The sequence below is a fragment of the Gordonia sp. PvP123 genome (genome assembly GCF_040547295.1).
Classification (GTDB): Bacteria; Actinomycetota; Actinomycetes; order Mycobacteriales; family Mycobacteriaceae; genus Gordonia; species Gordonia terrae.
The window spans coordinates 213,418-239,323 of the sequence record NZ_JBEPPN010000006.1 but is presented as its reverse complement, the minus strand read 5'-3'; the positions used below and the strand labels follow the sequence as shown (position 1 = coordinate 239,323).

The window sequence follows — 25,906 nt, the reverse complement described above, 5'->3', positions numbered from 1 at the left end:
CGGGGCTGGTGTTCGGTGGGGCTGGGGGCTGGGGGCTGGGGGCTGGGGGCTGGGGGCTGGAGTCGAAGTGGATGCGTCGCTCAGCGGAAGATGAATCCACCGTCGACGACGATGGTCTGACCGGTGACGAAGGCGGCGTCCTCGGACAGTAGGAAGCGGACCACTCCGGCGACGTCCTGCGGGGTCTGTTCGCGGTCGAGTGCACGCCCTGCGGCGTAGGTGCGGTACCGGTCTTCGGGAACGCCTTCGGTGGCCTCGACCCGGATCAGGCCCGGCGCAACGGCATTCACGCGAACTCCGTGCGGCCCCGCATCGCGGGCCATCGAGCGCGTCATCCCGATGACCGCCGCCTTGGACGACACGTAGTGCACGAGTCGCGGCGACCCGTACATCGCGACATCGGAGGCGATGTTGACCACGGCGCCCCGCGAGCGGGACAGCAACGGCCACAGGTACTTCGTGACCGACCAGGTGCCGCGGACGTTGACATCGGTCAGCCGCCCGAACTCGTCGTCGGCGAGCTCGAAGAACGTCGCGCCGCCCACGCCGTCGGCGATCGCCGCGTTGTTGACGAGGCCGATCACGTGATCGCCGTCAGCGTCGAGACGGTCGGCGAGTGCGCGGACGGCGTCGACGTCGGCGATGTCGGTGACGATCGCGCGGGCGTCGTGACCGGCGTCGCGCAATGCGGCCTCGGCCGCGAACGCGGTCTCCGGATCCCGTTCGGCGATCACCAGTCGGTGCCCGTCGGCGCCGAGACGTTCGGCGATGGCACGGCCCAGTCCGCGGCCGCCGCCGGTCACCACCATCGTCCCGGCGCTCATGACAGCATCCCGACGAAGTCCAGGACGTGGCCGGCGACGACGTCGGGTTGTTCCTGGATCGCGGCGTGGCCGGCATCGGGGACGATCCGCAGCTGAGCGCCGGGGATCTGGTCGGCGAGGAGTCGTGATTCGTCGACGCCGGTGATGGTGTCGCGCTCACCGACGAGAACGAGGGCCGGGCGGGCGAGTCGGGCGAGGTCGGGTCCGAGATCGGTCGTGGCCATGTACCGGGCCGCGGCGGCGAAGCCGGGCTCGCGGACCTCCGCCATGGTGGCGCGGACCTCGGCGGTGACCGCCGGGTCGCAGTCGGGTGCCGTGAGCGCGTCGGCGCGGTCGGCAGCGACTGCGGCGGCACCCCGGTCGACGAGGTCGGGGATGCGGGCGAGCATGCCGGCGGCCCGCTCGGCGGTGACCCCGGAACCGCGGGTGCTGTCGGCGATGACGAGCGCGGCGACGAGATCGGGCCGGTGCAGCGCCAGATCCATGGCGATCACACCGCCCCAGGACGTGCCGAGGAGAACAACGGGCTGTCCGGGGGCGAGCGCTTCGATCAGTTCGGCCATCTCCTCGACGGGGCCGATACCCGGCCGGGGATCGGCCGAACGCCCGTAACCGGGGGCGTCGGGGCACCAGCAGTCGCGACCGGCGGCGGCCAGCCGTGCGGCCAGTGGGCCACACGACGTGGCGCCGCCGCCGATCCCGTGGAGCAGCACCACGCTGTGCCGGCTCCGGATCTCGCGGCTCGACGGGTGCGCGACGACGTGCACGCGGTCGAGCACGGTGACGGTGGTGGTCATGCCACGCCCACCGTCTGGGGCAGATGGATGAAGTAGTCCGGGTCGCGCGGGGTCACCAGGGAGCTCGCGCCGTGGTCGGGGATGCCGGCCATGGCCGTGCGGACGGTGGTCGTCGGCGGGCCCGCGGTACCCCACTGATCGGACAGTTCGGGTGTGCGGCGCCAGGTCCGGCACAGCCAGGCGTCTTCGTCGATCTGGGCGACCTCGGAGGTGTACTCGCAGACCAGACCCGCCGGATCGGTGAAGTAGGAGAAGGTGTTGTCGCCGGGGCCGTGGCGGCCCGGTCCCCACTGCGGGCTGATCCCGTGGGAGCGCAGGTTGCCGATGCCGCGCATGAAGTGGTCGATGGAGGTCATCTCGTAGGCGACGTGGTTCAGGGCCGGCCAGGGCGCCTGGTTCAGCGCGATGACGTGATGTTCGGAGTTGCAGCGCAGGAACGACATCTGGCGCTCGGACCAGTCCGACACCCGCATCCCGAGGACCTGGGTGTAGAACGCCGTGATCCGCTCGATGTCGGTGGTGTTCAGGACGACGTGCGCGATCTTGCGCGGGATGGCACGACGACCCGCGGGTTCCTGCGACGACACCGCGTGCACGTCCGCCGACAATTCGACGGTGCGCCCCTCCGGGTCGACGAGGGCCAGGCCGTATCCGCCCCCGGCGTCGTCGAGCGGTCCGGGTTCACGGAGCAGCGGCACGCCGATCCGCTCGAGTGCCCGGGCGGCATCGTCGACCTCCCGCGGCGTCCCCAGTGCGAAGCTGAAGCCGCCCAGGGCATTCGCGTCACCGGGGCGGAGATCGAGGACATGGTGTTCGGTGCCGGTGGCGCGCAGCCAGAACCGGTCACCGTCCTCCTCGACGGTGGTCAGTCCCCACACCTCGTGATAGAAGTCCCGGGAGGCCAGGGGATCGGGCACGCTCAGCGTGACCGAGCGCAGGCTGCGCAGACGGCACACCGGTTGCTCGGTGAGTACGGGAAGCTGGGAGTAGAGCACGGGGTTCCCCTAGAGGTCGAGTACGAGTTCGGCTGAGCGGCAACGCGAGACGCAGGGAAGCATCGTCTGACCGCTCGCGTGTTCGGTGTCGGTGAGGACGAAGTCGCGGTGGTCGAGATCGCCCTTGACGACCCCGATCTCGCAGGTGCCGCAGATGCCCTCCGTGCAGGAGCTGGGCACGTCGACGCCGGCGTCGGCCAGGGCGTCGAGCACGGACATGTCGGCCGGTACTGCGATGCGCTGTCCGGTCCGTTCGAGGACGACGTCGAATGCGGTGTCCCCGCCGGGGTCCACCTCCACGACGGGTGCGGCGAAACGTTCGCTGCGCAGCGGGATCTCCGGCGGGACGACGCCGGCGACGGCGTCGAGGAGGGCGGCCGGGCCGCAGCAGTACGCCACCGACCCGGATGGCGCTCCCGCGAACAGCGCCGACAGATCGGGCAACCCGCCTCGCTCGTCGTCGGCGTGGATGACGGACGTCGAGTGCGCGGACACCTCGTCGACGAAGGCCATCGACCGTCGGGACCGGCCCGCGTACAGCATCTGCCACGATCGGCCCTCGGACTCCAGCCGGCGCATCATCGCGACGATGGGGGTGATACCGACGCCGCCGGCGATCAGGATGTGGTGCGCGGCGTCGGGGTCGATCGAAAAGGCATTGCGCGGGCCGTCGACCTCGATCTCGGCGCCGATGGACAGCCGATCGTGCACGTAGCTGCTACCGCCGCGCGACTTCTCGGCCCGGAGGACCGCCACAGACCACCGTGACGAGTCCTCCGGCGCCGAGCACAGCGAGTACTCCCGAACGAGTCCGTCCGGCAGACGAAGCGCGACATGCGATCCCGGTTCCCAGCGCGGGAGTTCGGCGCCGGACGGATCCACGAGGGTGATGCTCGTGACGCCGTCGGCCTCCCAGGTCTTCTGGTGCACGCGAAGGACTCTCGTCGTGTCTGCGGACATGGTGGACACCTCTCGGGTTCGGTTCGGGTGGAACGAGGTTCAGCGGGTGACGCCGAACATCTCCGAGCTCGGCGGGTAGGTGGGCAGCTGCGGCTTCTCGGCGCCGATGATCACGCAGAACAGCGCGTCGGTGTCGCCGACGTTGGCGAGGCTGCGGGGGACGCCTGCGGGCACCCGGATCAGGTCGCGGTAGCCGAGGCGACGAACGGCCTTCTTGGTGCCGTCCTCCACGTCATGGACGGCGACCTCGAGCTCGCCCTCGAGGACGAAGAACACCTCTTCCACGTCGTGGTGGGTGTGCTCGGGACCGACGGCACCGGCGGGCAGACGCATGTTGGAGAACGTGAAGTGATCCGACGGAAGAGTCCGGCTGTCGTTCTCGTGGTTGCCGGTGGCGCCCGAGCCGATGTAGCGGATCTGGGCACGCTTGAAGCGATCGCCGCCGGCGGCGGCCTGGAAACCCAGTGTGTCCCAGTCCTCGTGCCGGGTCTCGCGGCTGGCGATGCAGGAGTCGATCTGCTGCTCGAGATCGGCGATGGTCTTCTCTGGTGCGGTCATGATGGCGGTTCCTCTCGGTGTTCTGGCGGGTTCGTGGGGTGGCGGGCGTGCGGTCAGGACGTGTGGGCGATGGCTTCGATCTCGACGGTCGCGCCGTAGGGCAGCGCGGCGACCTCGACGAACGAGCGGGCCGGACGAGGCGTGGCGAAGACGCTCTCGTAGTGCCGGTTCGCGGCGTCGCGCAGCGAGACGTCGGTGACGAAGTAGGTGGTCTTGACGACATCGGCGAGTCTCATGTCGATCGTGGCCAGGCGCTCGCCGAGCCGGGCCATCGCCGCGTCGAGGGCGGCGTCGACACCCGGTACGGCCACCCCGTTCTCATCCACCGACAGTGCGCCGGAGACGAAGCCGAAACCGGCGACGGCGAATGCGGGACTGTACGGGTGCGCGGTGCTCTGGTCTTGTGCGGCGAAGTCGGTTGCGGCAGTTGCGGTCATGGATGTGGTTCCTTTCGTCGAAGTGGGCGCGTGCACGGTCCGGCCGGTCACGGATGGCGACCCCACGCGATCGGCTCGTCGCTGCGGTCGAGGTAGATGCTCTTCTGGTCGGAGTACTGGCGGATCGCCTCACGGCCCTTCTCGGTGCCCAGCCCGCTGTCGCGGAGCCCGGTGAACGGGGTCGAGATGGAGAACTGCTTGTAGGTGTTGACCCAGACGGTTCCGGCGTCCACGGCGTCACCGATCCGCAGCGCACGCCGGTAGTCCTCGGTCCACACGCCGCAGGCCAGGCCGTAGACGGTGTCGTTGGCCTGCGCGATGACGTCGGCCTCGTCGTCGAACGGGATGACCACCGCGACCGGCCCGAAGATCTCCTCCTGGCTGATCCGGTCGGTGTTGGCGACGCCGGTCAGTACGGTCGGCGGGTAGTACCAGCCGTCGGCCAGCGCACCGTCGACGGGAACCGCGCCACCGCACCGCACTCGGGCACCGTCGGGCACCGCTCGGGCTACCGTGTCGGCCACCGAGTCGCGGTGCGCGGCCGAGATCATCGGGGCGACGTCGGTGTCCGGGTTGGTGCCGGGACCCATCCGCAACCGGCCGGCGCGTGCCACCAGATCGTCCGTGAAAGCATCGAATACGCTGCGCTGCACGAACACTCGTGATCCGGCGATGCAGCTCTGGCCGCTGGAGGAGAAGATCCCGTACAGCACGCCCTGTACGGCGCGTTCGAGGTCGGCGTCGGCGAAGACGATGGTCGGTGACTTGCCGCCCAGCTCCAGGGTGATCGGCATGAGCTTGTCGGCGGCGATCCGGCCGAGGTGACGCCCGGTGCTCGTCCCGCCGGTGAAGGTCACCTTCGCGACGTCGGGGTGGCGGACCAGGGCCTCGCCGACGGTCCGGCCCGGGCCCGGGAGGACGGACAGGACACCGCGGGGCAGGCCGGCCTCTTCGCAGATGCGGGCCAGGAGCAAGGTCACCCAGGGCGCCCACACCGGCGGCTTGCTGACCACCGCGTTGCCCGCGGCCAGCGCGGGGGCCAACTTCTGCGCGTCGGAGGCGATCGGCGAGTTCCACGGGGTGATGGCACCGACGACACCCATCGGGCGGTGCGTGGACATCGTGAGCCACGGGCCGCGCGGGGTCGTGAGCGTGCCGTCGGAGGTCTCCGCCGCCGCCGCCATGTACCGGAAGGTGTTCGCCGCACTCGCCGCCAAAGCCGATGTCTCGCCGAGGGTCTTGCCGGTGTCGAGGGTCTGCAGCCGCGCGATGCGATCTCGCGCAGCGTCGATACCGTCGCCGATCCGGTGCAGGACTGCCGCGCGCTCGTGGGGAAGCGCACTCGCCCAGCCGCTCTCGTGGGCGGCGCGGAGCCCGGTGCGGACCGCGGTGTCGACGTCGGCGGGAGTGGCCCCGTGCAGGGTCGCGAAGACCCGACCCGTCGCCGGGTTCACGGACTCGATCAGATCTCCGGCGCCGACCTCCCAGTGACCGCCGACGAAGATGCGGTCGTCGAGGTCACGGGCGTCGATCCCGGGATGGGTGGAGGTGCTCGTCACGAGGGTCATGTGAATCCGTTCGGAGGTGATGGCCGAGGGCCGAACCAAATATCTTTGCGCTAAGACAGTTGTAAAGCCTTAGCGCTAAGAGGTCAACCTCGAAGAACCCCACTACAGGACCTCGTTACGTGGGATTTACGCGTCCGAAATGGAAGAGATGCAGGTCACACACGGTGTGTCGGCCATCACGACCGCCGCGGAAAAAGTTTCGATCGCAGCGTCAGACCGCGGCGATGGGGTCCGCTTCGCCGGGATCGAGGCCATCGCCGAGCACCGCGAAACGAGCGGAGTGCTCGAGCGCGCCCAGGAGTCGGGCGAGGTCGGCTGCCTCGTCCTCGGAGAGTTCGGCGAGCATCACGCGGAGCTTCGCGAAGTGCTCGTCGGCGATGCGGTCGACGAGTGCCGCGCCCTCGGGGGTCAGCTCGACGTAGACCACTCGTGCGTCGGCCCGATCTCGGGTGCGCGTGACGAACCCGGCGTCCTCGAGGCGTTTGACGCGCAGGGACAGACCGCCGGTGGTGACAAGTGTCTGCTCGGCGAGTTCGCCTGCCGTCAGGCGATGGTCGGGGACGGCTCGGCGCAGACACGCGAGGACGTCGAAGCCGGAGTCGGTGATGTTGTGCTCGTCGAAGGTCGAGGCGATACGCGCCTTGTAGACGAGGAAGCTGCGGTGGAGCCGGCCGAACACCTTGAGCGCCGAGACGTCGAGCTCGGGCCGGGCGACGGCCCAGTGGGACACGATGACGTCGACACCATCCATGGTGGCGAGGTTAGTGGATCATCGCGCGAGGAAGGCCCCCACCGTCGCCTCGAAGGCGGCCTTGGCCTCGATCATCACCCAGTGCCCGCACTTCGGGAAGATGTGGAGCTCCGCGTCGGGGATGAGGCGCATCGGGACCATCGCCATGTCGGGTGGGCTGACTCGATCGTCGCGGCCCCAGGTCAGCAGCGTCGGGCAGGCGACCTTGTGCATCGACGCCCAGTACGGCGGGTTGTCCGACGCGGCCATGAATTGCTGCTGCATCTCGAAAGCCGCTGAGCCGTACATCATCTGCGCCGTCTTCTGCGCGTCTGGGTTGATGGCGGCCTGCCACCGTTCCTCGATGAGTTCCTCGGTCACCAGCGAGCGGTCGAAGACCATCGACGTGAGCCAGCGGACCAGCTTGTCCTTGTCCGGGGCGTCGGTGAACTCCTGGAGGAGGCGCAGGCCCTCACTGGGGCTGGGGCTGAACACATTCGGGCCGATACCGCCGATGGTGACGAGCTTCTCGACGCGCTCGGGCTTCTTGATCGCCAGGTTGACGCCGACGACCCCACCCATCGAATTGCCGATCATCGCGGCCTTGTCGATGCCGAGTGCATCCATGAACCGGAGCACCGAGCCGCCGGCCGTGAGAACCGGGTGGCCCTCGACGGCGTCGCTCACCCCGAAGCCGGGGAATTCGATGACGAAGCAGTGGTGTGTCTGCGCGAAGCGCCCGAGGTTCCCGCGGTAGTTGCGCCAGCCGGTCACGCCGGGCCCGGATCCGTGCAAGAGGATCAGCGGCGGTGCGTCGGCGTCGCCGGCCTCGTGATAGCGCAGTGTGCCCTGATCGGTCGTCAGTTCCCGTTTGGTCGCATCGAAGGTGACATCCACGTCGACCAGACTAGAACGTGTTCTAATCCGTTGTCACCGGGTGGGCGTGATCCGACCGATCTGCGGAGGTGAGGTGCCCGACACCGATGATGTCGTGCAGGATGCGATGCACTATCGCGTCGCCGACGACCTCGTAGTGGACCATCCGGCCGACCTTCTCCGAACGGACCCACCCCTGGTCGCGCAGCTTGCGGATCGACTGGGAGGCGGCGTTCTCGGTGATGCCGATACGGGTGGCCAGTTCGGCGACCGTGGAACCCGGCCGCGCATGCATCTCCGCGACGAGTCGGAGGCGGTTGGGGTCGCTCAGGAGCATGAAACGTGCGGCCCAGGAGTCCGCGTCGAACGAGTCCGCGTGAAATGAGTGTGGGTCGAAGTCGGTCACCGGCCCCTCCTCGTCACTTCGTCGATGGACACCAGCTCATCGTTCCTCACGGCCCCGGTGGCGGCAAATGTGTGTCTGAGAGAACATATGTTTGTGCACACACGTGTTGAGGGAGCGTCGTCGGCTGTTCGCGGAGTCGCCACGGTCGGAGCCGCCGTTCTTCTCGCGATGGTCGCCCTCGCGGGTTGCTCGGTGTCGGATCAGGCAACGGCGACCGACCAGATCGTCCTCGGCGAGGGACAGGACCTCGGTGACTTCAACCCGATGCTCGGTTATGCACAGCTCGGCGTCTCGCCCATCTACGACGGCCTCCTCATCCCGGCCGCCGACGGCGACGACCGCGTTCCGGACCTCGTCCCGGCGCTCGCTGCGTCCCGCCCCGAGCGTGTCGCGCCGCGGACGTGGCGGGTGCCGCTCAAGAGTGGCGTCACGTTCTCCGACGGCACCGCCTTCGACGCCGCCGACGTCGTCGCGACCTACCGGGCCGTCGTCGATCCACGGGTCGCGTCGCAGATCTCGACCGACTTCGAGCCGATCGTCTCGGTCGAGGCCGACGGGCCCGGGGCGGTGACCGTTCGGATGAACACCGACGCGGACCCGTCGCCGTACCTGCTCGTGGGTGTCGTGCCCGCCGAGCGGGTGGAGGATGCGCCGGCGGCGGAGTGGGCCCTGAACACCGAGCCCGTGGGCACCGGGGCGTACCGGCTCGATTCGCTCGAGCCGGACCAGGCCGTTCTCGTTGCGCGCGAAAACTATTGGGGAAACCAGCCGGCGGTACAACGCATCGTCTACACCCACGTTCCCGACGACAACACCCGCGCGCAACGGATCGCGGCCGGTGAGATCGACGGTGCGAACCTGCCACCGAGGCTCGCCGAGAGCCTGGACGGGCGTGACGGCATCGACGTGGTGTCGGTGAAATCCGCTGACTGGCGCGGCATCTCACTGCCGAGCACGAACCCGTTCACCGCCGACCCGGCCGCTCGCCTCGCGATGAACCTCGGCATCGACCGGCAGGCCGTCGTCGACGACGTGCTGACCGGCGACGGTGAACCCGCCAGCACGCCGATCGCCTCGGTATACGGGGCTGACGTCTACGACGAGCAGGCGCAGTTCGGCTTCGACGCCGATCGTGCACGGGCGACACTCGACGCCGCCGGGTGGCGGACGGCTCCCGACGGTATCCGGGCCCGCGGGGCCGACCGGGCGTCGTTCGCCCTCCTCTACAACGCCGAGGACACTCTTCGCCGTGATCTGGCGGTGGCGTTCGCCGCGTCGATGAAACGGATCGGTGTCGAGGTCCTCACCCGCGGCACCAGCTGGGACGAGATCGATTCCGAATTGACCTCGGCAGCGGTGCTTCTGGGTGGCGGCGCGACGCCGTACAGCATCGACTCGCAGGTCTACGACACCCTGCACACGCGCGTCGCGAACTCGTCGCCGTACTCCAACCCGGGCGACCTCACCGCCCCCGGGCTCGACGCCCTTCTCGACGAGGCACGTGCGAGCGCGCCCGGGCCGGCGAATGACCAGCGGTATCAGCGCATCCAGCAGATCTACGCGGCTGCGCCGTCGTACGTCTTCCTGGCGTTCCTGCACCACACCTACGCCTCTCGGGGCGAGGGTTGGCGGCACGACGACCCGATCCTCGAACCGCATTCGCACGGCGTCACCTGGGGTCCGTGGTGGAACGTGCCGTCGTGGCAACCGATCTCATGACCTCCCTCGCCTCGTCGGTGCGGTCGATCCGGCCGGCCGGCACCGACGCCGACGATCGGACCGACAGGCGGCACCCGCGGCGCCGGCGCACGAGGCGGCCGGACTCGCGCACGCGGCGAGCCGGACGACTCCTGCTCCGGCGCGTCCTCCTGATGATCCCGACGACGATCCTGGTGTCGCTCGGGATCTTCGCCGTCGCCGCCGCGTCGCCGTTCGATCCGCTCACCGCTCATCTCGGTGACAACTACCAGTCGGCCACCCCCGCCCAGCGGGCGGCGACCGCGGCCGCCTATGACGTGGACCAGTACTGGCTGAGCGCCTGGTGGAACTGGTGGGGTGCGCTGCTCCACGGTGATCTGGGTTGGTCCTCGACCCAGGGCCGCGCGGTCGACGAAGTGATCTCGCAACGTCTTCCGTTCACCCTCGGCATGTCGACGGCTGCATTGACCTCCGCTGCGTTGCTCGCCGTCGTCGGAGGGGCCGTCATCGGTATGCGGCGGGGCGGGCTGGTCGACCGGGCGTGTACGGCGTTGGCGGCCATGCTGGCCGCGACCCCGCCCTTCGTGGTGTCACTGGTGCTGGTCAGCATCTTCGCGGTGACGCTGGGGTGGTTTCCGACCTCCGGTGCTAGACGCCCCGGCGACGACTACTCCCTCGACGGTCTGCTCACCCACGCCGTGTTGCCGTACCTGGCCCTGACCGTGTCGATGGTCCCGTGGTTGCTGCTGACCATGCGCGCGGCCGTCGTCGACGCCACCGCCTCCGATGCGGTCCGGGCCGCCCGGGCCCGCGGTGTCGACGGGTGGGCGCTCCTGCGCGGGCACGTGGTGCCGGTGTCGGTACTGCCCACCCTCGCGCTCCTCGGCACCCGCCTGCCCGAGATCATCGCCGGCGCCGCCATCGTCGAGACCGTCTTCGGCTGGCCCGGCCTCGCCGCGGCGCTCGTGGATTCGGCCGTGGCACTGGATTTCTCGTTGCTGGCCGCGCTCGCGGTCGGATCGGCCGTCCTCGTGCTGCTCGGGTCGGCCCTGTCCGATGCGGCGGCCGTGTGGATCGATCCGCGGATCGGACTGACCGCATGACGACCATCGGTGACACGACGGGCGTCGGGGTCGTGAGCCGTCGGGCCGCGATCGGTCACCGCGCCGCCCTCGTCACACCGTGGGTCGTGCTGACGGTCATGGTCGTCATGGCGGTCGGGTGGCCCGTTCTCGCAGGCGAACAGACCGCCGACTTCGCGCGTTCACTGCTGCCTCCGGGTTCCGGTGCGGCACTCGGGACCGACCACTCGGGGTACGACCTCGGTGTCAGAACTGCTGCCGGACTGCGGATCTCGCTGCTGATCGCCGCGGCGTGCGCGGTCCTGGCGACGGCCCTCGGCGTCCTCGTCGGAATCGGTGCGGTGACGATGGGCGGGTGGTTCGACGCGGTGGTGATGCGCGTCGTCGACGGGGTCAACGCCTTGCCGCACCTCGTCGTCGGAGTGGTCATCGCCGCGATGTGGCGCGGTGAGCCGGTCGCGATCATCGCGTCGATCGCGCTGACCCACTGGCCGTCCGTCGCGCGGGTGGTACGCGCCGAACTACTCGAGGCGACGTCGTCGGGGTGGGTCGAATCCGCCCGCTTGGCCGGTGCGTCCCGCACCTTCGTCGCCGTCCGCCATCTGCTGCCCGCAGTGAGCGGGCAGGTGCTGGTGGCGATGACCGTGTTGCTGCCGCACGCGGTCTGGCACGAGACGACGCTGTCGTTCCTGGGTGTCGGGCTCTCCCCGGACGCCGCGAGTCTCGGCACGCTGCTCGGGCAGGCGCGCGGTGACATCCTCACCGGCGCGTGGTGGACGCTGGTCGTGCCCGGTGTCGCCCTGATGGTCACCGCGCTCGCGTGTGCGGCCGCGGCGTCGTCGCTGCGTCGTGCCACGTCGCCGCCCGCCGGTGAGGTGTGGCGATGAACGCCGGGCTCGACGGGGTGACAGTGGAGATCGTGGCCCGGAATCGGTGGAACCGGGCAGCAGTCCGAGTGCTCGACGATGTGACGCTGCCCTTGCCGGCCGGGTCGATGACCGCACTGGTGGGTGAGTCCGGCTGCGGCAAGTCGATGGTCGCGTCGGTCCTGTCCGGTCTGCTCCCGCCGGGGTCCGTGCCGACGGGTCGACTGCGGATCGGCGGCGAGGTGTTCACCGATCGTGAACTCGCCGGCGCGGACCGCCGGTGGCGAGGACTCCGCGGGCGCCGCATCGGCTCCGTTCCCCAGTCGGCGTCGACCTCGTTCACGCCTGTGCGCAGTGTCGGCGCGCAGCTGGACGAGGTGATCGGCATTGTCGGCGGGTCACACGATGCCGTCGAGCTGTGCCGACGCGTGCACCTCGACCCCGCCGCACTCCGGTTGTATCCGCACGAGCTGTCCGGCGGGATGGCGCAGCGCGCCGCGATCGCCGCAGCCCTGGCCGGTGATCCGGACACGATCGTCGCCGACGAGCCGACCTCGGCGCTCGACGCCGAACTCGCAGCCGACATCTGGGAGCTCCTCGCCGAAGCCGCGAGTGCCGGCGCGGCGGTGCTCGTGATCACCCACGACGTCGAGACGATGCGGCGCGGGTGCGATTCGGTGGCGGTCATGCGCGCGGGACGGATCGTCGATCATCGTCGGCTCGAAGAGATCGTTGCCTCCGACGACGCCTATGTCGCCGGGTTCTTCGAAAGAGTGCCGTGACCACGGGGGACCTTCTCGTCGGCACGGGCCTGTCGGCCCGCTTCGGCGACACCCTCGTGTTCGAGGGCCTCGACGTCGGTGTCGGTGCCGGAACGGTCACCGGAGTGGTCGGGCGGTCGGGGAGCGGCAAGACGACGCTGCTGCGCGTCCTCGCGGGGTTCGCCGCGCCGGCTGCCGGAAGAGTCGCGTGGCCGGCCGGGCGTCGCCCCGGCGACATCGCCCTCCTCGCCCAGCATCCGCGCCTCGTCGCCAACCCACGGTGGACGCTGCGCCGGATCGTCGCCGAACCCGCGACGATCGCGAGACGAGACTGTGACGTCGAACGAGCCGCGGATCGCGTCGGCCTCGATCCGGCCTTGCTGGATCGCTATCCGTCACAGGTGAGCGACGGTCAACTCCAGCGCGCGTGCCTCGGCAGGCTCGTGGTGCAGCAGCCGCGGGTCGTGCTGTGCGACGAACCGACCGCGATGCTGGATCCGGTCGCGTCTCGGGCCGTGACGTCGCTGCTCGACGACCTCGTCGCCGACGGGGCGGGCCTGCTGCTGGTGAGCCACGACCGACGGCTGGTGGAATCGCGCAGCCGGGACGTCATCGACCTCGACCGGCGCTGACGGTTGCGGCCGCTGTTCGGGTCGCCGAGTGGCTTCGACTCGGCGCCTCGACCTCGACGCGCTCCTTCGTCGCTTGCTCGGCCCGGCGGCTGCGCTCGGTGCCGGCTCAACCAGCGGAGGGGCGTCGCTGCGCTCGGTGCCGGCTCAACCAGCGGAGGGGCGTCGCTTCGCTCGGTGCCGGCTCATACCAGCGGAGGGGCGTCGCTTCGCTCGGTGCCGGCTCAACCAGCAGAGGAGCGTCGCTTCGCTCGGTGGACGGGGATTCTGCTGGTCGAGCAGCGTCGACCGAGCGTAGCGAGGACGCCGCGTCCGTCGAGGCCACTCGGTGAGGTGGTGTCAACCAGCGGAGGGGTGATGCCCCGTCACATCTGCAGGCGGACGGCGTCGTCCTCGCCGAACTGGTCTTCCAGCACCTCGGGGGAGTAGTCGAGGTCGATCTCGGCGACCGGGCGTCCTCGGGCGGACTCGATGGCCGAGAGCCGACGCTGGGCGCGGTCGGCCGCATAGGCGAGGAACTCGTCGTTGTCGAGGCCGAAGGGTTGGACCTCGAACTGCTGGTTGACCCACTCGATCATGCCCAGCGCGAGCGGCAACAGTTCGTTCATGCGTTCGCCGACGGCGTCCCACAGCGAGTCGTCGGCCGCGACGTGCCGGCGACACGTGAAGGTTCCCCACGCCATGTGCCGCCGCTCGTCGTCGCCGATGAACCGGATCAGCTTCTGCATCCCCGGGAAGATCCCGTGCCTGGTGCACACCTTCTGCCACGCGTGGTAGCCGGTCAGCGCCAGGCTGCCCTCGATCACGTGGTTGTAGGTGACGCTGGCGCGGATCTGGTTCCGGGGCGACGGGTCGTGGTCGAGGACGTGCAGGGACGCGGGCAGCTCTTCGTAGAACAACTGGCGATAGTAGGGATTCGCGCTGACGAAGCTCTGGAGGTCGCCGGTGAGGCCGACCGCGTCCATCCACCGCCGGAACACCTGGGTGTGCTTGGCCTCTTCGAAACAGAACTGCGACAGGTACATCTCGTCGCCGAACCGGCCCTCGGTCGCCATCGCCTTCATGAACGGCTGGATGTCCTGGGTGACCGCCTCCTCGCCGGCGATGAACTGACTCACCAGGTAGGTGGCGCTCCGGCGCTGCTCGTCGGTGAGCTCGGCCCAGTCCTGTGCGTCCTGCGAGAAGTCGATGGCGATCGGATCCCAGAACCGAGCATTGCCTTTCACGAAGAGCCGCAACGGAAACGAGTCCCAGTTGAGACCGCCCTGTCGCAATGACGAGAAGTCGGCCCGGCCCTCCGCTTTGTGTTCGATGAGAGTCATGAGATCACCAGCCAGACACTTCGGAAGTGGAGTACCCCGACGCTAACCCCTTCCTCGATCCGGAGATATGAGATCGACCAACTCTGTTGTCGCGGAGTGGTTTCCGGCCTGACGCCGATCGGTGGGCGATGTCGTCATCGTCGAACCCGGTGGCGTCGGCTGTGCGGCCGACGCCGTCGACCGTGCGGCCTGGCTCGTCGGGTGTGCGGTCGTGACCGAGACTGTCCGGAGCTTGGGTCGACGACCGCTCGAACCCGGCCTGGAACGTCACCGCAATCCTGTGCCATGGATCGCGTGAAACGCCTGCGAGAGTGTCGGCGGTGGACCACCATGTGACCTACGTCGCATAAGCAGACGGCGATATCTGACGCCCCGGTGCCGGGGCAGCACGAGCGAGGAGCACGAATGAAGACCAAAGGTGCAGTTCTGCGCAATCCGGGCGAAGAGTGGAAGATCGAGGAGTTCGAGCTCGGCGATCCGGTGGCGGGCGAAGTCCAGGTCAAACTCGTCAGCTCGGGTTTGTGCCACTCGGATCACCACCTGCGGACCGGCGACAGCCCGGCGCCGATGCCGGTACTCGGCGGTCACGAGGGCGCCGGAGTCGTGACCAAGGTGGGTCCCGGTGTCACCCGCCTCAAGGAGGGCGACCACGTCGTCACCGCGTTCATCCCGGCCTGCGGAACATGCGAGCCGTGCTCGCGCGGTCAGCAGAACATCTGCGACGAGGGTGCTCGCCTGCTGACCGGTCTGTCCATCGCCGACGACACCAACCGCGCGTACACGCACGACGGGGTACCCCTCGTGCAGATGTGCATGCTCGGGACATTCGCGCCCTACATCACCGTCAATCAGGCGTCGCTGGTCAAGATCGAAGACGACATCCCGCTGCAGGCGGCCGCGCTGCTCGGTTGCGGTGTCGCGACCGGTTGGGGTTCGGCCGTCGAGATCGGTGGCACCCACGCCGGTGACACCGTGGTGGTCGTCGGCATCGGTGGTGTCGGCATCAACTCGATCCAGGGTGCGGCCGCCGCCGGCGCACGCAACGTCATCGCCGTCGATCCGGTGCCGTTCAAGTTGCAGATGGCCGAAAAGCTGGGTGCGACACACACGTTCCCGTCGATGGAGGCTGCGCTCGAGGCGATCGGCGACATCACGTGGGGCAAGATGGCCAACACCACGATCCTCACCGTGGGCGAGATCGACGGTTCGATGATCGCTCCCGCCCTCGCCCTCACAGGTAAGGCCGGGCAGGTCGTCGTGGTCGGTATGGGCAACTTCCAGTCGATGGACGCCCAGATGAACCTCTTCGACCTCACCCTCATGCAGAAGCGCGTGCAGGGTGCGATCTTCGGTGGAGCGAGCCCCCGCACCCAGGTTCCGGCGCTGCTCAACGAATACCGCGCCGGCAAGCTCAATCTCGACGATCTGGTGACCAAGACCTACCGTCTCGATCAGATCAACGAGGCATACGACGACATGCTGGCGGGCAACAACATCCGCGGCATGATCGTCTACGGCGACGACGACTACTGAGCCGACCGGCCAGGGTTCACGACATCGCCACGGCGAGCAAGCGACGCCAGATCACCGCACGGTGGTCTGGCGTCGCTCGTTGATCAGCAGGTTGAGGAATCGCAGTCCCAGTCCGAGTAGCACCAGCGTGCTGGCCATCTGGATCGACACCGCGACCCGGGCGCCCTGCGAGTCCGGTGCGATGTCGCCGAACCCCGTCGTGGTGAAGACCGTCAGACAGAAGTACAGCGCATCGACGCGTGTCAGGGACTCGTTGAAACTCCCGGTGTCGTACTCGGAGAACAGGAAATAGGTCGTCGCGAACGCGACGATGTAGAAGCTCGCCAGTGCCACGAGCATCTCCATCGCGGTCGCGACCGGCCGGTCCGAGTGGCTGAACCGGCGGACCTCCCAGACGCAGAACCAGATCAACGCCACGGCACCGATGATCAGACCCAGGTAGTTGACGTCACTGGCCTTGTTGATGGGCAGCAGGAAATAACCCGTCAGCAGGAGGACCGCCGCGCCGATCGGCCGCAGCAGCGCGATCGTGAGATCGCGCCCCCGCACCAGACCCAGTGATGCGGCCGTGCCCGGCGCAGGCGTGTCTCGCGGACCCGTGCCGCCGGGAACGTCGTTCACCAGATCCGCACGCGCTCGGCCGGGTCGAGATACAGCGCGTCCCCCGGCTCGACGTCGAAGGCGTCGTAGAACGCATCCATGTTGCGGACGACGCCGTTGCAGCGGAACTCCGGCGGTGAGTGCGGGTCGATCGAGAGGCGCCGGATGGCTTCGGCATCACGGGTCTTGGTCCGCCAGATCTGCGCCCAGCTGTAGAACACGCGCTGCGTCCCGGTCAGGCCGTCGATGACCGGTGGCTCGGAGCCGGCGCCGGAGCCATCGGGCCCGCTCGCTTCGCTCCCGGCGCCCTCGGTCGCGATCTGGTACGCGACGAGAGCGATCGACAACCCGCCGAGGTCGCCGATGTTCTCGCCAATGGTGAAGTCGCCGTTGACCTTGTGCTCGGGATCGAGCCCGGTCGGCGTGAACTCCCCGTACTGGTCGATGAGTTTGCGTGTCCGCGAGGAGAACTCGGTGCGGTCGGTGTCGGTCCACCAGTCGACGAGGTTGCCGTCGCCGTCGTACTTGGCGCCCTGGTCGTCGAAGCCGTGCCCGATCTCGTGACCGATGACCGCACCGATGCCCCCGTAGTTGACCGCGTCGTCGGCGTCGGGGTCGAAGAAGGGCGGCTGGAGGATCGCGGCGGGGAACACGATCTCGTTCATGCCGGGGTTGTAGTACGCGTTGACCGTCTGCGGCGTCATGAACCATTCGTCGCGGTCGACCGGCGAACCGATCTTGGCGAACTCGCGATCCTGCTCGAACGACGAGGCGCGCGCCACGTTCCCGATGAGGTCACCACGGTCCACGCTGAGCGAGCTGTAGTCCCGCCACTTGGCCGGGTAGCCGATCTTCGGGTTGAACTTGCCGAGTTTGACAAGGGCCTTCTCCCGGGTCTCCGGGGTCATCCACGGCAGGTCGGAGATGTTGCGGCGGTAGGCCTCCACCAGGTTGGCGATCAGTTCGTCCATCCGAGCCTTGGCCTCGGGCGGGAAGTGCTTGGCCACATAGAGTTTGCCGACCGCAAAGCCCATCGCGCCTTCGACGAAGCCGACACCGCGCTTCCACCGGTCCCGGTTCGTCTCCGCACCGGTGAGGGTGCGGCCGTAGAAGTCGAAGTTCTCGTCGACGAACGGCGACGACAGGTACGGCGCCGCCGAGCGCAGCAGGCGCCACGTCAGCCAGGTCTTCCACTCGTCCAGCGGGCGGCTGGTGACGAGCTCGCCGACGCCCGACACGAAGGACGGCTGCGCGACGACGACCTCGGCAAAGGTGGCATCGCCGCTGGTGCCCAGCCCGCCGAACCACTCGGAGAAGGGGAATCCATCTGCGGTGGACGCCAATTCGTTCAGCGACATGAGGTTGTAGGTCAGCTCGGCATCGCGGCGTCGAACCACATCCCAGTGCCGGCCGGCGATGGCTGTCTCGAGGTCGAGGATCACTGCTGCCCGAGCGGCCGCGTCGTCGAACCCGGCCAGCGCGAACATGCGCTCGACGTGCGCGACATACGCCGTCCTGGTCTCGGCGTGCTTGTCCTCCCGGTAATAGGACTCGTCGGGAAGTCCGAGGCCGGACTGTGTCAGGTGCACGAGGTAACGGTCGGACTGCTTCGCGTCGGTGTCCACGTAGTAGCCGAACAGACCACCCGTGCCGTGCCGCTGGAGCCGGCCGATCCGCCGGGCGAGTGCCTCGATGGAGTCGATGGCGGCGATCTTCTCGAGTTCGCCGGTGATCGGGCCGATCCCGAGGGCCTCGATGTGGTCGGTGTCCATGAACGAGGCGTACAGATCGCCGATCTTCTGCGCGTCGGAGCCGCTCTCCGGGCTCGAGGCGGCGCACTCGGTGATGATGTCGCGCACGTGCTCTTCGGAGTTGTCGCGGAGGACGTGGAAGGCGCCGTCGACCGAACGGTCCTCGGGGATGACATGCGACTCGAGCCACTTACCGTTCACATGGGCGAACAGATCGTCCTGGATGCGGACGGAATCGTCGACCCACTCGAGGTCGAGTCCGGAGTTGAGGTCAGTATTCGATGCAGTCACGCGCTCCATCCTGTCACCGGATCGGCGATTCGTCAGCCGCCTCCGCCGTAGGCGAAACCCGCCGGCGTCGTCTCCGCAGACTCGGCGATCGCGGGTACGAATCCGCCTACGCTGAACCCATGGAGTCAACCTTCGACGTCGTCGTGATCGGTGGCGGTCCGGTGGGCGAGAACGTCGCCGACTACGCGATCCGGGGCAGTGATCGAACCGCTGCCGTCATCGAGCACGAACTCATGGGCGGTGAGTGCTCGTACTGGGCGTGTATGCCGAGCAAGGCGCTGCTGGGTCCGGGGTCGGCGCTCGAGGAGGCTCGTGCCCTGGCGGGCGCGCGTGAACGTGTGAGCGGGGAACTGCCCGACGCCGCCGGCGTTCTCGGGTGGCGCGACACCGTGACCGGGCGCCGCGAGGGACCCGGTGCCACGCACGACGACGCCGGTCAGGTGCGGTGGGCAGAAGGTGCGGGGATCGACGTGATCCGCGGACACGGGCGGATCACGGGGGAGCGCCAGGTGACCGTCGGTGACACGGTGTTGACGGCGCGCGAGGCAGTGGTCGTCGCAACCGGCAGCACGGCGTCGATCCCGCCGACGCCGGGTCTGGCGGACGCGCTCCCCTGGACGTCCCGCGACGCGACGAATCTCGTCGACGTACCGGATCGCGTCCTGGTCCTCGGCGGCGGCGTGGTGGCCTGCGAGGCGGTGACCTGGTTGCTCGATCTCGGGGTGCGTGAGGTCGTGATGGCCATCCGGGGCGACCGGCTACTGCCCAAGATGGAGTCGTTCGTCCCGCAGCTGATCGCGGAGTCGTTCACCCGTCGCGGCGTCGACATCCGGTTCGGCACGACGATCGAGTCCGTCGATCGGCCCGACGTCGCCGACACGGGCTACGGACGCATCCACGGCGGGCCCGCGACCGTCCACCTGGCCGGGGACGGGGCCGGCAGGATCGTCGTCGACGAGATCCTGGTGGCCGCGGGACGCTCGCCCGCGACGCGGGATCTGGGTCTCGAGTCGGTGGGTCTCGAGGCGGGCGGCCCGCTCCGCGTCGACGACCACCTGACGGTGGCGGACCATCCGTGGCTCTACGCGGTGGGAGATGTGAACGGCCGTAATGCGTTGACGCACATGGGCAAGTACCAGGCGCGGGTGGCCGGCGACGTGATCGCCGCGCGCGCGGAGGGCCGCGGCCTCGACGGCCCACGGTTCGCCGCGGCCTCGGACCATGGCGCGGTTCCGCAGGTGGTGTTCACCCGGCCGGAGATCGCAGCGGTCGGCCTGACCGAGAGACAGGCGAAGGACGCCGGGGTCGACGTGCGGATCGCCGACGGGGACATCTCGGTCGCGGGGTCGTATCTGACCGATCCGGAGTACTCGGGCCACGCCCGTCTCGTCGTCGACGCGAGCCGCGACGTCCTCGTGGGGGCGACGTTCGTGGGGCCGCAGACAGCGGAACTCGTGCATTCGGCGACCGTGGCGATCGTCGGTGAGGTCCCGCTGTCGCGGCTGTGGCACGCGGTCCCGTCGTATCCGACGATCAGTGAGGTGTGGCTGCGGCTGCTCGATCAGCTGCGATGAACCGCGGCCCGGTGGGCTGAGGCCGGGGCCCGATCCGCGGGTCAGAAGCTCAGTCGCCGGATCTTGTCCGGCCGGATGACGATCCGCACCCAGTCATCGGCGAGGATCTCGGCGAGATCCTGGGCGCGGGTGGGGTCGTCGAGGTCCCAGTAGCGGTCGGCGAGTCGGGTCGCGAGGTCGCGTGCGGCGTCGCCGTCGGTCTCGACCCGCGCCGGACCGGCTATGGCGATCCAGCGTTCGCGCTCGTCGGCCGGTGTGGCGACCACGATCGAGGCGCGCGGGTCGGAGGCGAGTCGGCGGACCTTGAGCGAATCGGGGCCGGTGAAGAGCTGGACCTCACCCTCTGGCGTCGCCTCGAACCAGACGGGGCGGGGCTGCGGGGGAGTCGGGCCGGTGGCCGTCGAGAAGAAGCCGAGGAGGGGGCGGGCCAGGAACTCGAGGTCGTCGGTGCCGAGGGTGTCCGAGGAGATCGCAGTGGTGTCGCTCATGGTCGGTACAACCCGCGCGGCGGCCGATCATTCCATGACCGCCAGAGCATTGGTCTGACCACTTGACCACCAGGCCTGCGGCGGTTTACGGTCGGCGCATGCCGTTCGAGCCCGTGTCCCAGCAGAGCGCCCCCGAGATCGTCTTCGACCAGATCGTCGAAGGTGTCCTGTCCGGTGATCTGCCGGCGGGTGAGGCTCTGCCCAGCGAACGCGAGTTGGCGCGCATCCTCGGTGTGTCGCGGCCCACCGTGCGGGAAGCGTTGAAGCGGGTGGCAGCCGCAGGCCTGGTCTCCATCCGCCAGGGCGATGGCGCACGGGTCCAGGACATCGCACGCACGGGCGGTCTCGATCTGTTGCCGCGCTTGCTCATCCGGGGCGGTGCGCTTGTGCCGAGCGTTGCGCGCTCGATCGTCGAGGCGCGCGCGGCGGTGGGGCCGGACGTCGCGGGTCTCGCCGCGAAGCGGGCGACAAGCGACCACATCGAGAGGCTGTCGTCGGTGCTCGCCGACCTCGCCGTCGAACCGGACCCGGTCGCCCAACAGGTCGTCGCACTCGAATTCTGGAGCACGGTCGTCGACGCGGCCGACTCCATCGCCTTCCGTCTCATGTACAACTCGCTCCGCGCCGCGTACGAGCCTGCGGTTCCCGCGCTCGCATCGATGCTGGAGCCGGAGGTGGGGAACATCGAGGGCTATCGAGCGGTCGTCGATGCGGTCGGTACACACGATCCCGAACGCGCGGCGACCGCCGCTCGTGAACTGCTCGCTCCCGCGACGGCGTCCCTACTCGACCTCTGCCGGGCGCTCGAAGACACCGAATCCGTTCCCGGAGAGGAGAGCTGATGTCTGCCGACGACATCGACGCCACCGCCCGCAGGCAAGTCGCCGCCGAAGAACGACGCATGCGGTCCCGCAAATCGACGACCCTGCGCGGCGCATTCGCCGAGTTCCTGCGACACCCATCGCCCTGGATGATCGCCGCTTTCTTCCTGACCTCGCTCGCGGCGCGGTTGTGGTTGAGCGGCTGGGGTATTGCCGACCTACTGGTCCCCGTCGTGATGATCGCGACCTTCCCGCTGGCGGAATGGCTGATCCACGTCTTCGTGTTGCACTGGCGGCCGAAGCGGTGGGGTCCCATCACCATCGATCCCCTGGTCGCGCGGAAGCATCGGGAACATCACGCGAACCCTCGGAACATCCCGCTGGTGTTCATTCCGTGGCAGGTGCTGGTCACGGTCGTCCTCGCGGCCGTCGCGGTGGGGCTCGTCGTATTCGCCAGTGCAGAACGGGGTCTCACGTTCATGGTGACGCTCGCGGCGATCGGACTGGTCTATGAATGGACGCACTATCTGATCCACTCCGACTACCGGCCGCGCCACGCCTACTATCGCCGGCTGTGGCGGAATCATCGCTTCCACCACTACCGCAACGAACACTACTGGTTCGCGGTCACCACGGCAGGCACCGCGGACCGGTTGTTGCACACCTATCCCGACCCCGAGACGGTCGAGAAGTCCCCCACCGCAAAAGATCTACATGCGCTGACGCAGTCGGGGGACTGACCGGGAACTCCGTCAGGTTGCGCTTTGTCCCGGTAACCGGGACAAAGCGCAACCTGATTCGGGAGACTTTCGCGCATGCGGGTATTCGTGACCGGCGGTACGGGGGCCATCGGGGGATACGCGGTGCCCGCAATGATCGCCGCCGGACACGACGTGCGCGCCCTCGCGCGAACGGATGCCGCCGCGTCCGCATTGCGTGCTCACGGCGCCACCCCGGTTCGGGTGTCGTTGTTCGATCGTGACGGCCTCGCCGAGAGCTTCGACCACTGCGCCGCGGTGGTCAATCTCGCTTCGGCGCTCCCGGGTACGGCGTCGTTCGTCCGGCTGTCGGCCTGGACGGACTGCCACCGCATCCGACGGGAGGGATCGGCAGCGGTGGTCGATGCGGCCATCGCCGCCGGCGTGCCGCGAGTGCTGCAGGAGTCGGTTGTCATGGTGTACACCGGTTCCGGGGACCGTTGGATCGACGAGGAATCGCCCGTCGATCACTATCCGATCGCGACCGGCAATCATGCCGCCGAGGCGTCGGCCCATCGCTTCACCGATTCCGGTGGCTCCGGCGTCGTGCTCCGGTTCGGACTGTTCTACGGTGCCGGCGCCGCTCACAGCGAACAACTGATGTCGCTCGCGCGGCGTCGGGTCGGCTTCCGGGCGGGCCGTCCCGATGCCTACATCTCCTCGATCCATCTCGCCGATGCGGCCGCAGCCGTGGTGTCTGCGCTCCACGTCGATTCCGGCACCTACAACATCGTCGACGATCTACCGGTCACCAAGCGGAACCACACGGCTGCCCTGGCCGGCGCGGTCGGCAGGCATCCCGTGGTGACCGGACCCGGTCGTGCTGCACTGCTGCTCGGCGAGCGCACCACGTCGCTGACCCGATCGCTCCGGGTGTCCAACAAGCGGTTTCGGTCGGCCGGTGGATGGCAGCCGCACTATCACTCGGTGTGGGAGGGGTACGCGCAGATGGCGCGCCGGCTCGGCGGCGGGTCGAGCTGATCAGCCGGCGCTAGCCACCGCCCAGCCCGGCAGCCATGGACCACACCAGCACCTCGGCGTCGGTGTCGGCGGTGATCGAGAACGGCTCCGCGTCGGCGCCCCGCACGGCGTCACCCGGACCGAGTACACCGATCTCGTCGGTGCCGACCTGTCCGTCCACGACGAACAGATGGGTGAACCGGCAACCGGGTACCTCGACGGTCTCGCCCGACCGGAGTCGAGCCGCGTACAGGGTGGCGCCCGAGTTGGCGACGGAGATCGCCGGGTTGCGGCCCGGGTCGCCGGACGCGATCGGTACGAGACCACCGGCGGCGAGACGCTCGCGGACGTCGGCCTGCTCATACGAGGGAGCGAGGCCGTGGCGGTCGGGCATCAACCACATCTGGACGTACCGGACGGGCTCGCTGCCGGAACCGGCGAGATCGGGCCAGGCGTCGTTGCGCTCGGAGTGCTCCACCCCGGTACCCGCGCTCATCCGTTGGACCAGGCCGGGGTAGAGGACCCCGGAGTGCCCCGCAGAGTCGCGGTGGACCAGCGTCCCCGAGACCACCCAGGTCACGATCTCGCTCTCCTGATGGGAGTGCAGGTCGAAGCCAGCGCCCGGCGCGACGACCTCGTCGTTGACCGCCAGCAATGCGCCGAAATGGGTGTTCGACGGGTCGTAGTTGTCGCCGAACGAGAAGCAGTGCCGCGAGGTCAGCCAGTCGGTGGCGGTGACGGCACGATCGTCACTGCGGAACACGGTGAAAACCATGTATTCATTGTCGCAGTCCGGCAAGCTGAGGACGGTCGGGGACGACCGGGTCCGGCGGTGTCGATGCCGAAGCCGGACGACGATCTCGCACGTTCGCGAAGTGTCAAAGGTCCCGGCGACGAGATGAGTTCGTGACCGGCTTGATCCCCGAATGGAAGCTCGCGGCGTCGATTTCGAGTGTTACACGAGTGAAAATTGGTGTCATGAAGATCTGGGTCAAGCGCGCGACGTCAGCCGCTTGCGCCGCGGTCACGTGCGCGGTCATGGTGAGTTCCTGTGGATTCGCCGGTTCGTCGGACACGGGTGCCGCTGCCGCCATCGATGCATTCGCCGCCGCACTGAGCCGTCAGGACGCCGGCGGGGCCGCGACGTTCACCACCGCGCCGGGACAGGCCGGTGACAGTCTCACCACCACTTTGAAACAGATGTCCGCGCAGCGGGTCGACGTCGACGTCGAGAACCCCGTCGAATACAGCGACGGGACGGCCACGTTCTCGGTCACCACCACCTGGAACTGGGACAAGGGCCGCGAGTACGAGTCGACCAGCGGCGGCACCGCGCGCAAACTCTCATCGGGCTGGAAGGTCACCTGGGACCCCGCGATCCTGCATGCCGGTCTCACCGCCGGTGGCACCCTCCGCGAGATCCGCACCGATGCGAAGCCGGCGCCGACCGTGCGTAGCCGTTCCGGCAAGGTCTTCATGTACGCCCAGCCGGTCAACGAGATCGTCCTCGACCCCACCCGCACCGCCGATCTGAACGCCTCGGTGCGGGCGCTGGCCGGGGTGATCGCACCCATCGCCCCGATGATCACCGGGCAGGTGATCCGCGAGAAGCTCGACGCGACCCCCGGCAAGGCGATCACCGCGGTCGGACTGCGTGACTCCGACATGGAGGTCCTCGCGGGTGACCCGCGGCGCGTACCCGGCGTCACGGTCAATCGGTCCGACCAGCTCGTGATGGCCGACCGGCGGCTCTCCTCGCCCCTCGAGGACGGACTGACCAACTACTGGCAGGCCATCCGCGATGCCACCGCCGGGTGGCAGGTCGAGATGCTGGGTCCGGGGGCGGCACCCCGCAAACTGGCGGGCGAGCAGGGGCCGCCCGGGCCGGACGTGCCGACGACCGTCGATCAGGGCATCCAGCTGACCCTGGGCGATGCGGCCGTCGAGGTGGGCCAGCCGGCGACCATCCTGACCCTCGACGCGCAGACCGGCGCGATCCTCGGGATGGCGCAGAACTCGTACGCGATCGACAACGGTGTCGACATCGACCGCCCTTATCCGGTCGGTACGACGCTCAACCCGGTCTTCGACGCGATCGGGCGAGCTGCGGGGCCGCAGCACGAGCGCGGCGACGAACTCCTCGATCGGCTCGGACTCGGCGTCCAGTTCACGGTGCCGGGCGCAAGCGTTCCCACCCCGGATCGTCCCGGTATCGCGACCATCGACTTCCGGCCCGGTCAGAGCATGATGTCGATGACGAACATGGCCGCCTTCGGTGTCGCCATGGCGCGCAGCGCCGCCGGCCAGACGTCCTCGGTACCGCCGTTCGTACTGAAGAACGTGCCCACGAAGGTCTCCGGAGGCGACCTCGGCGGCCTCGACCCGGCCGTCGTCCGGCCGGTTCTCCAGGCGATGACCTCGACGGCCGCCACCGGTGATGCCAGTGACCTGACCCGGGCCCCGGGACTGCGCGCCCTGGTGGGCACCAACGGTCCGGAGGGGCCGGGATGGTTCGTGGGTCTGCAGGGCGGCCAGGTCGTCGTGATCTACACCGAGGGACCGAAGTCGGGGACCGCCGCGCTCCAGGTCGCGCAGAAGTACTTCACGATCAAGTAGCTCCC

Annotated in this window: 26 protein-coding genes; 11 read left to right on the top strand and 15 right to left on the bottom strand. The window is 68.9% G+C overall.

The genetic code is table 11. From position 1 onward, the window contains the following. Positions 1-80: 80 nt before the first annotated feature. The 10 genes from ABIC25_RS13585 to ABIC25_RS13540 all read right to left on the bottom strand — a co-directional run bounded on the left by ABIC25_RS13585 (position 81) and on the right by ABIC25_RS13540 (position 8,082). Positions 81-824, bottom strand: a complete 744-nt coding sequence (locus ABIC25_RS13585; protein WP_239402294.1) for an SDR family oxidoreductase — start codon at positions 822-824, stop codon at positions 81-83. Next, positions 821-1,621, bottom strand: a complete 801-nt coding sequence (locus ABIC25_RS13580) for an alpha/beta fold hydrolase (protein WP_354561856.1) — start codon at positions 1,619-1,621, stop codon at positions 821-823. The genes ABIC25_RS13585 and ABIC25_RS13580 overlap by 4 nt, the downstream gene beginning before the upstream one ends. After that, entirely contained in the window at positions 1,618-2,616 is a 999-nt protein-coding gene (locus ABIC25_RS13575) for a VOC family protein (RefSeq protein WP_238423239.1), read from the bottom strand. The genes ABIC25_RS13580 and ABIC25_RS13575 overlap by 4 nt, the downstream gene beginning before the upstream one ends. Before the next feature lie 9 nt (positions 2,617-2,625). Then, positions 2,626-3,576, bottom strand: coding sequence for a PDR/VanB family oxidoreductase (locus ABIC25_RS13570; protein ID WP_239402289.1), 951 nt, complete (start codon positions 3,574-3,576; stop codon positions 2,626-2,628). Between the two features lie 39 nt (positions 3,577-3,615). After that, the gene (locus ABIC25_RS13565; protein WP_004018942.1) at positions 3,616-4,134 is read right to left on the bottom strand and encodes a cupin domain-containing protein; all 519 of its coding nucleotides are present in this window, start codon (positions 4,132-4,134) and stop codon (positions 3,616-3,618) included. A 53-nt stretch (positions 4,135-4,187) separates the two neighbouring features. Further along, positions 4,188-4,571 carry a RidA family protein gene (locus ABIC25_RS13560; protein WP_239402286.1) on the bottom strand — a complete coding sequence of 128 codons (384 nt, stop codon included), beginning with the start codon at positions 4,569-4,571 and terminating at the stop codon, positions 4,188-4,190. A 47-nt stretch (positions 4,572-4,618) separates the two neighbouring features. Then, complete coding sequence (locus ABIC25_RS13555) at positions 4,619-6,139, bottom strand: aldehyde dehydrogenase (RefSeq protein WP_239402284.1); 1,521 nt, start codon at positions 6,137-6,139, stop codon at positions 4,619-4,621. A gap of 211 nt (positions 6,140-6,350) precedes the next feature. Next, a complete protein-coding gene (locus ABIC25_RS13550) occupies positions 6,351-6,890 on the bottom strand; it encodes a MarR family winged helix-turn-helix transcriptional regulator (RefSeq protein ID WP_239402282.1) in 540 nt (179 codons plus the stop codon). Between the two features lie 18 nt (positions 6,891-6,908). Continuing rightward, positions 6,909-7,766: an alpha/beta fold hydrolase gene (locus ABIC25_RS13545; RefSeq protein WP_239402280.1), complete on the bottom strand. Its 858-nt coding sequence runs from the start codon at positions 7,764-7,766 to the stop codon at positions 6,909-6,911. Between the two features lie 22 nt (positions 7,767-7,788). Continuing rightward, a complete protein-coding gene (locus ABIC25_RS13540; RefSeq protein ID WP_051987019.1) occupies positions 7,789-8,082 on the bottom strand; it encodes a helix-turn-helix domain-containing protein in 294 nt (97 codons plus the stop codon). A gap of 156 nt (positions 8,083-8,238) precedes the next feature. On the opposite strand from ABIC25_RS13540, the gene ABIC25_RS13535 reads away from it, so the two are divergent. Genes ABIC25_RS13535 through ABIC25_RS13515 form a run of 5 tightly spaced genes read left to right on the top strand, consistent with a single transcriptional unit; the run spans position 8,239 to position 13,190 of the window. After that, positions 8,239-9,870, top strand: a complete 1,632-nt coding sequence (locus ABIC25_RS13535) for an ABC transporter substrate-binding protein (protein WP_354561853.1) — start codon at positions 8,239-8,241, stop codon at positions 9,868-9,870. After that, on the top strand, positions 9,852-10,952 hold the full coding sequence (locus ABIC25_RS13530; RefSeq protein WP_354561852.1) for an ABC transporter permease: 1,101 nt from the start codon (positions 9,852-9,854) through the stop codon (positions 10,950-10,952). Before ABIC25_RS13535 ends, ABIC25_RS13530 begins: the two co-directional genes overlap by 19 nt. Continuing rightward, positions 10,949-11,818 (top strand): ABC transporter permease, encoded by an 870-nt coding sequence (locus ABIC25_RS13525; protein WP_239402275.1) that lies wholly within the window; start codon positions 10,949-10,951, stop codon positions 11,816-11,818. Before ABIC25_RS13530 ends, ABIC25_RS13525 begins: the two co-directional genes overlap by 4 nt. Next, a complete protein-coding gene (locus ABIC25_RS13520; protein WP_354561851.1) occupies positions 11,815-12,579 on the top strand; it encodes an ATP-binding cassette domain-containing protein in 765 nt (254 codons plus the stop codon). The genes ABIC25_RS13525 and ABIC25_RS13520 overlap by 4 nt, the downstream gene beginning before the upstream one ends. Then, positions 12,576-13,190, top strand: coding sequence for an ABC transporter ATP-binding protein (locus tag ABIC25_RS13515; protein WP_354561850.1), 615 nt, complete (start codon positions 12,576-12,578; stop codon positions 13,188-13,190). The genes ABIC25_RS13520 and ABIC25_RS13515 overlap by 4 nt, the downstream gene beginning before the upstream one ends. Positions 13,191-13,552: 362 nt before the next feature. Here ABIC25_RS13515 and ABIC25_RS13510 read toward each other — a convergent pair whose 3' ends face one another. Continuing rightward, the gene (locus ABIC25_RS13510; protein WP_101820745.1) at positions 13,553-14,509 is read right to left on the bottom strand and encodes a R2-like ligand-binding oxidase; all 957 of its coding nucleotides are present in this window, start codon (positions 14,507-14,509) and stop codon (positions 13,553-13,555) included. Positions 14,510-14,914: 405 nt separating this feature from the next. Here ABIC25_RS13510 and ABIC25_RS13505 point away from each other — a divergent pair, with 405 nt between their 5' ends. Beyond that, positions 14,915-16,042 (top strand): NDMA-dependent alcohol dehydrogenase, encoded by a 1,128-nt coding sequence (locus ABIC25_RS13505; RefSeq protein ID WP_101820746.1) that lies wholly within the window; start codon positions 14,915-14,917, stop codon positions 16,040-16,042. Positions 16,043-16,093: 51 nt separating this feature from the next. Here the strand turns inward: ABIC25_RS13505 and ABIC25_RS13500 are convergent, their stop codons facing one another. Then, entirely contained in the window at positions 16,094-16,663 is a 570-nt protein-coding gene (locus ABIC25_RS13500; protein WP_354561848.1) for a potassium channel family protein, read from the bottom strand. Next, entirely contained in the window at positions 16,660-18,693 is a 2,034-nt protein-coding gene (locus ABIC25_RS13495) for a M13 family metallopeptidase (protein ID WP_354561846.1), read from the bottom strand. The genes ABIC25_RS13500 and ABIC25_RS13495 overlap by 4 nt, the downstream gene beginning before the upstream one ends. 110 nt (positions 18,694-18,803) lie before the next feature. Here ABIC25_RS13495 and ABIC25_RS13490 point away from each other — a divergent pair, with 110 nt between their 5' ends. Beyond that, positions 18,804-20,258 (top strand): dihydrolipoyl dehydrogenase family protein, encoded by a 1,455-nt coding sequence (locus ABIC25_RS13490; RefSeq protein ID WP_354561845.1) that lies wholly within the window; start codon positions 18,804-18,806, stop codon positions 20,256-20,258. 41 nt (positions 20,259-20,299) lie between these two features. On the opposite strand, the gene ABIC25_RS13485 is transcribed toward ABIC25_RS13490, so the two are convergent. Continuing rightward, positions 20,300-20,746: a pyridoxamine 5'-phosphate oxidase family protein gene (locus tag ABIC25_RS13485; protein WP_354561843.1), complete on the bottom strand. Its 447-nt coding sequence runs from the start codon at positions 20,744-20,746 to the stop codon at positions 20,300-20,302. Positions 20,747-20,844: 98 nt separating this feature from the next. Here ABIC25_RS13485 and ABIC25_RS13480 point away from each other — a divergent pair, with 98 nt between their 5' ends. The 3 genes from ABIC25_RS13480 to ABIC25_RS13470 all read left to right on the top strand — a co-directional run bounded on the left by ABIC25_RS13480 (position 20,845) and on the right by ABIC25_RS13470 (position 23,306). Next, a complete protein-coding gene (locus tag ABIC25_RS13480; protein ID WP_354561842.1) occupies positions 20,845-21,588 on the top strand; it encodes a FadR/GntR family transcriptional regulator in 744 nt (247 codons plus the stop codon). Then, entirely contained in the window at positions 21,588-22,307 is a 720-nt protein-coding gene (locus ABIC25_RS13475; RefSeq protein WP_137809612.1) for a sterol desaturase family protein, read from the top strand. Before ABIC25_RS13480 ends, ABIC25_RS13475 begins: the two co-directional genes overlap by 1 nt. Before the next feature lie 75 nt (positions 22,308-22,382). Then, on the top strand, positions 22,383-23,306 hold the full coding sequence (locus ABIC25_RS13470; RefSeq protein ID WP_354561840.1) for an NAD-dependent epimerase/dehydratase family protein: 924 nt from the start codon (positions 22,383-22,385) through the stop codon (positions 23,304-23,306). Between the two features lie 10 nt (positions 23,307-23,316). Here ABIC25_RS13470 and ABIC25_RS13465 read toward each other — a convergent pair whose 3' ends face one another. Continuing rightward, positions 23,317-24,060: a pirin family protein gene (locus ABIC25_RS13465; RefSeq protein ID WP_354561839.1), complete on the bottom strand. Its 744-nt coding sequence runs from the start codon at positions 24,058-24,060 to the stop codon at positions 23,317-23,319. A gap of 203 nt (positions 24,061-24,263) precedes the next feature. On the opposite strand from ABIC25_RS13465, the gene ABIC25_RS13460 reads away from it, so the two are divergent. Beyond that, positions 24,264-25,901, top strand: coding sequence for an NTF2-like N-terminal transpeptidase domain-containing protein (locus ABIC25_RS13460; protein ID WP_354561837.1), 1,638 nt, complete (start codon positions 24,264-24,266; stop codon positions 25,899-25,901). The last annotated feature ends 5 nt before the right edge of the window (positions 25,902-25,906 follow it).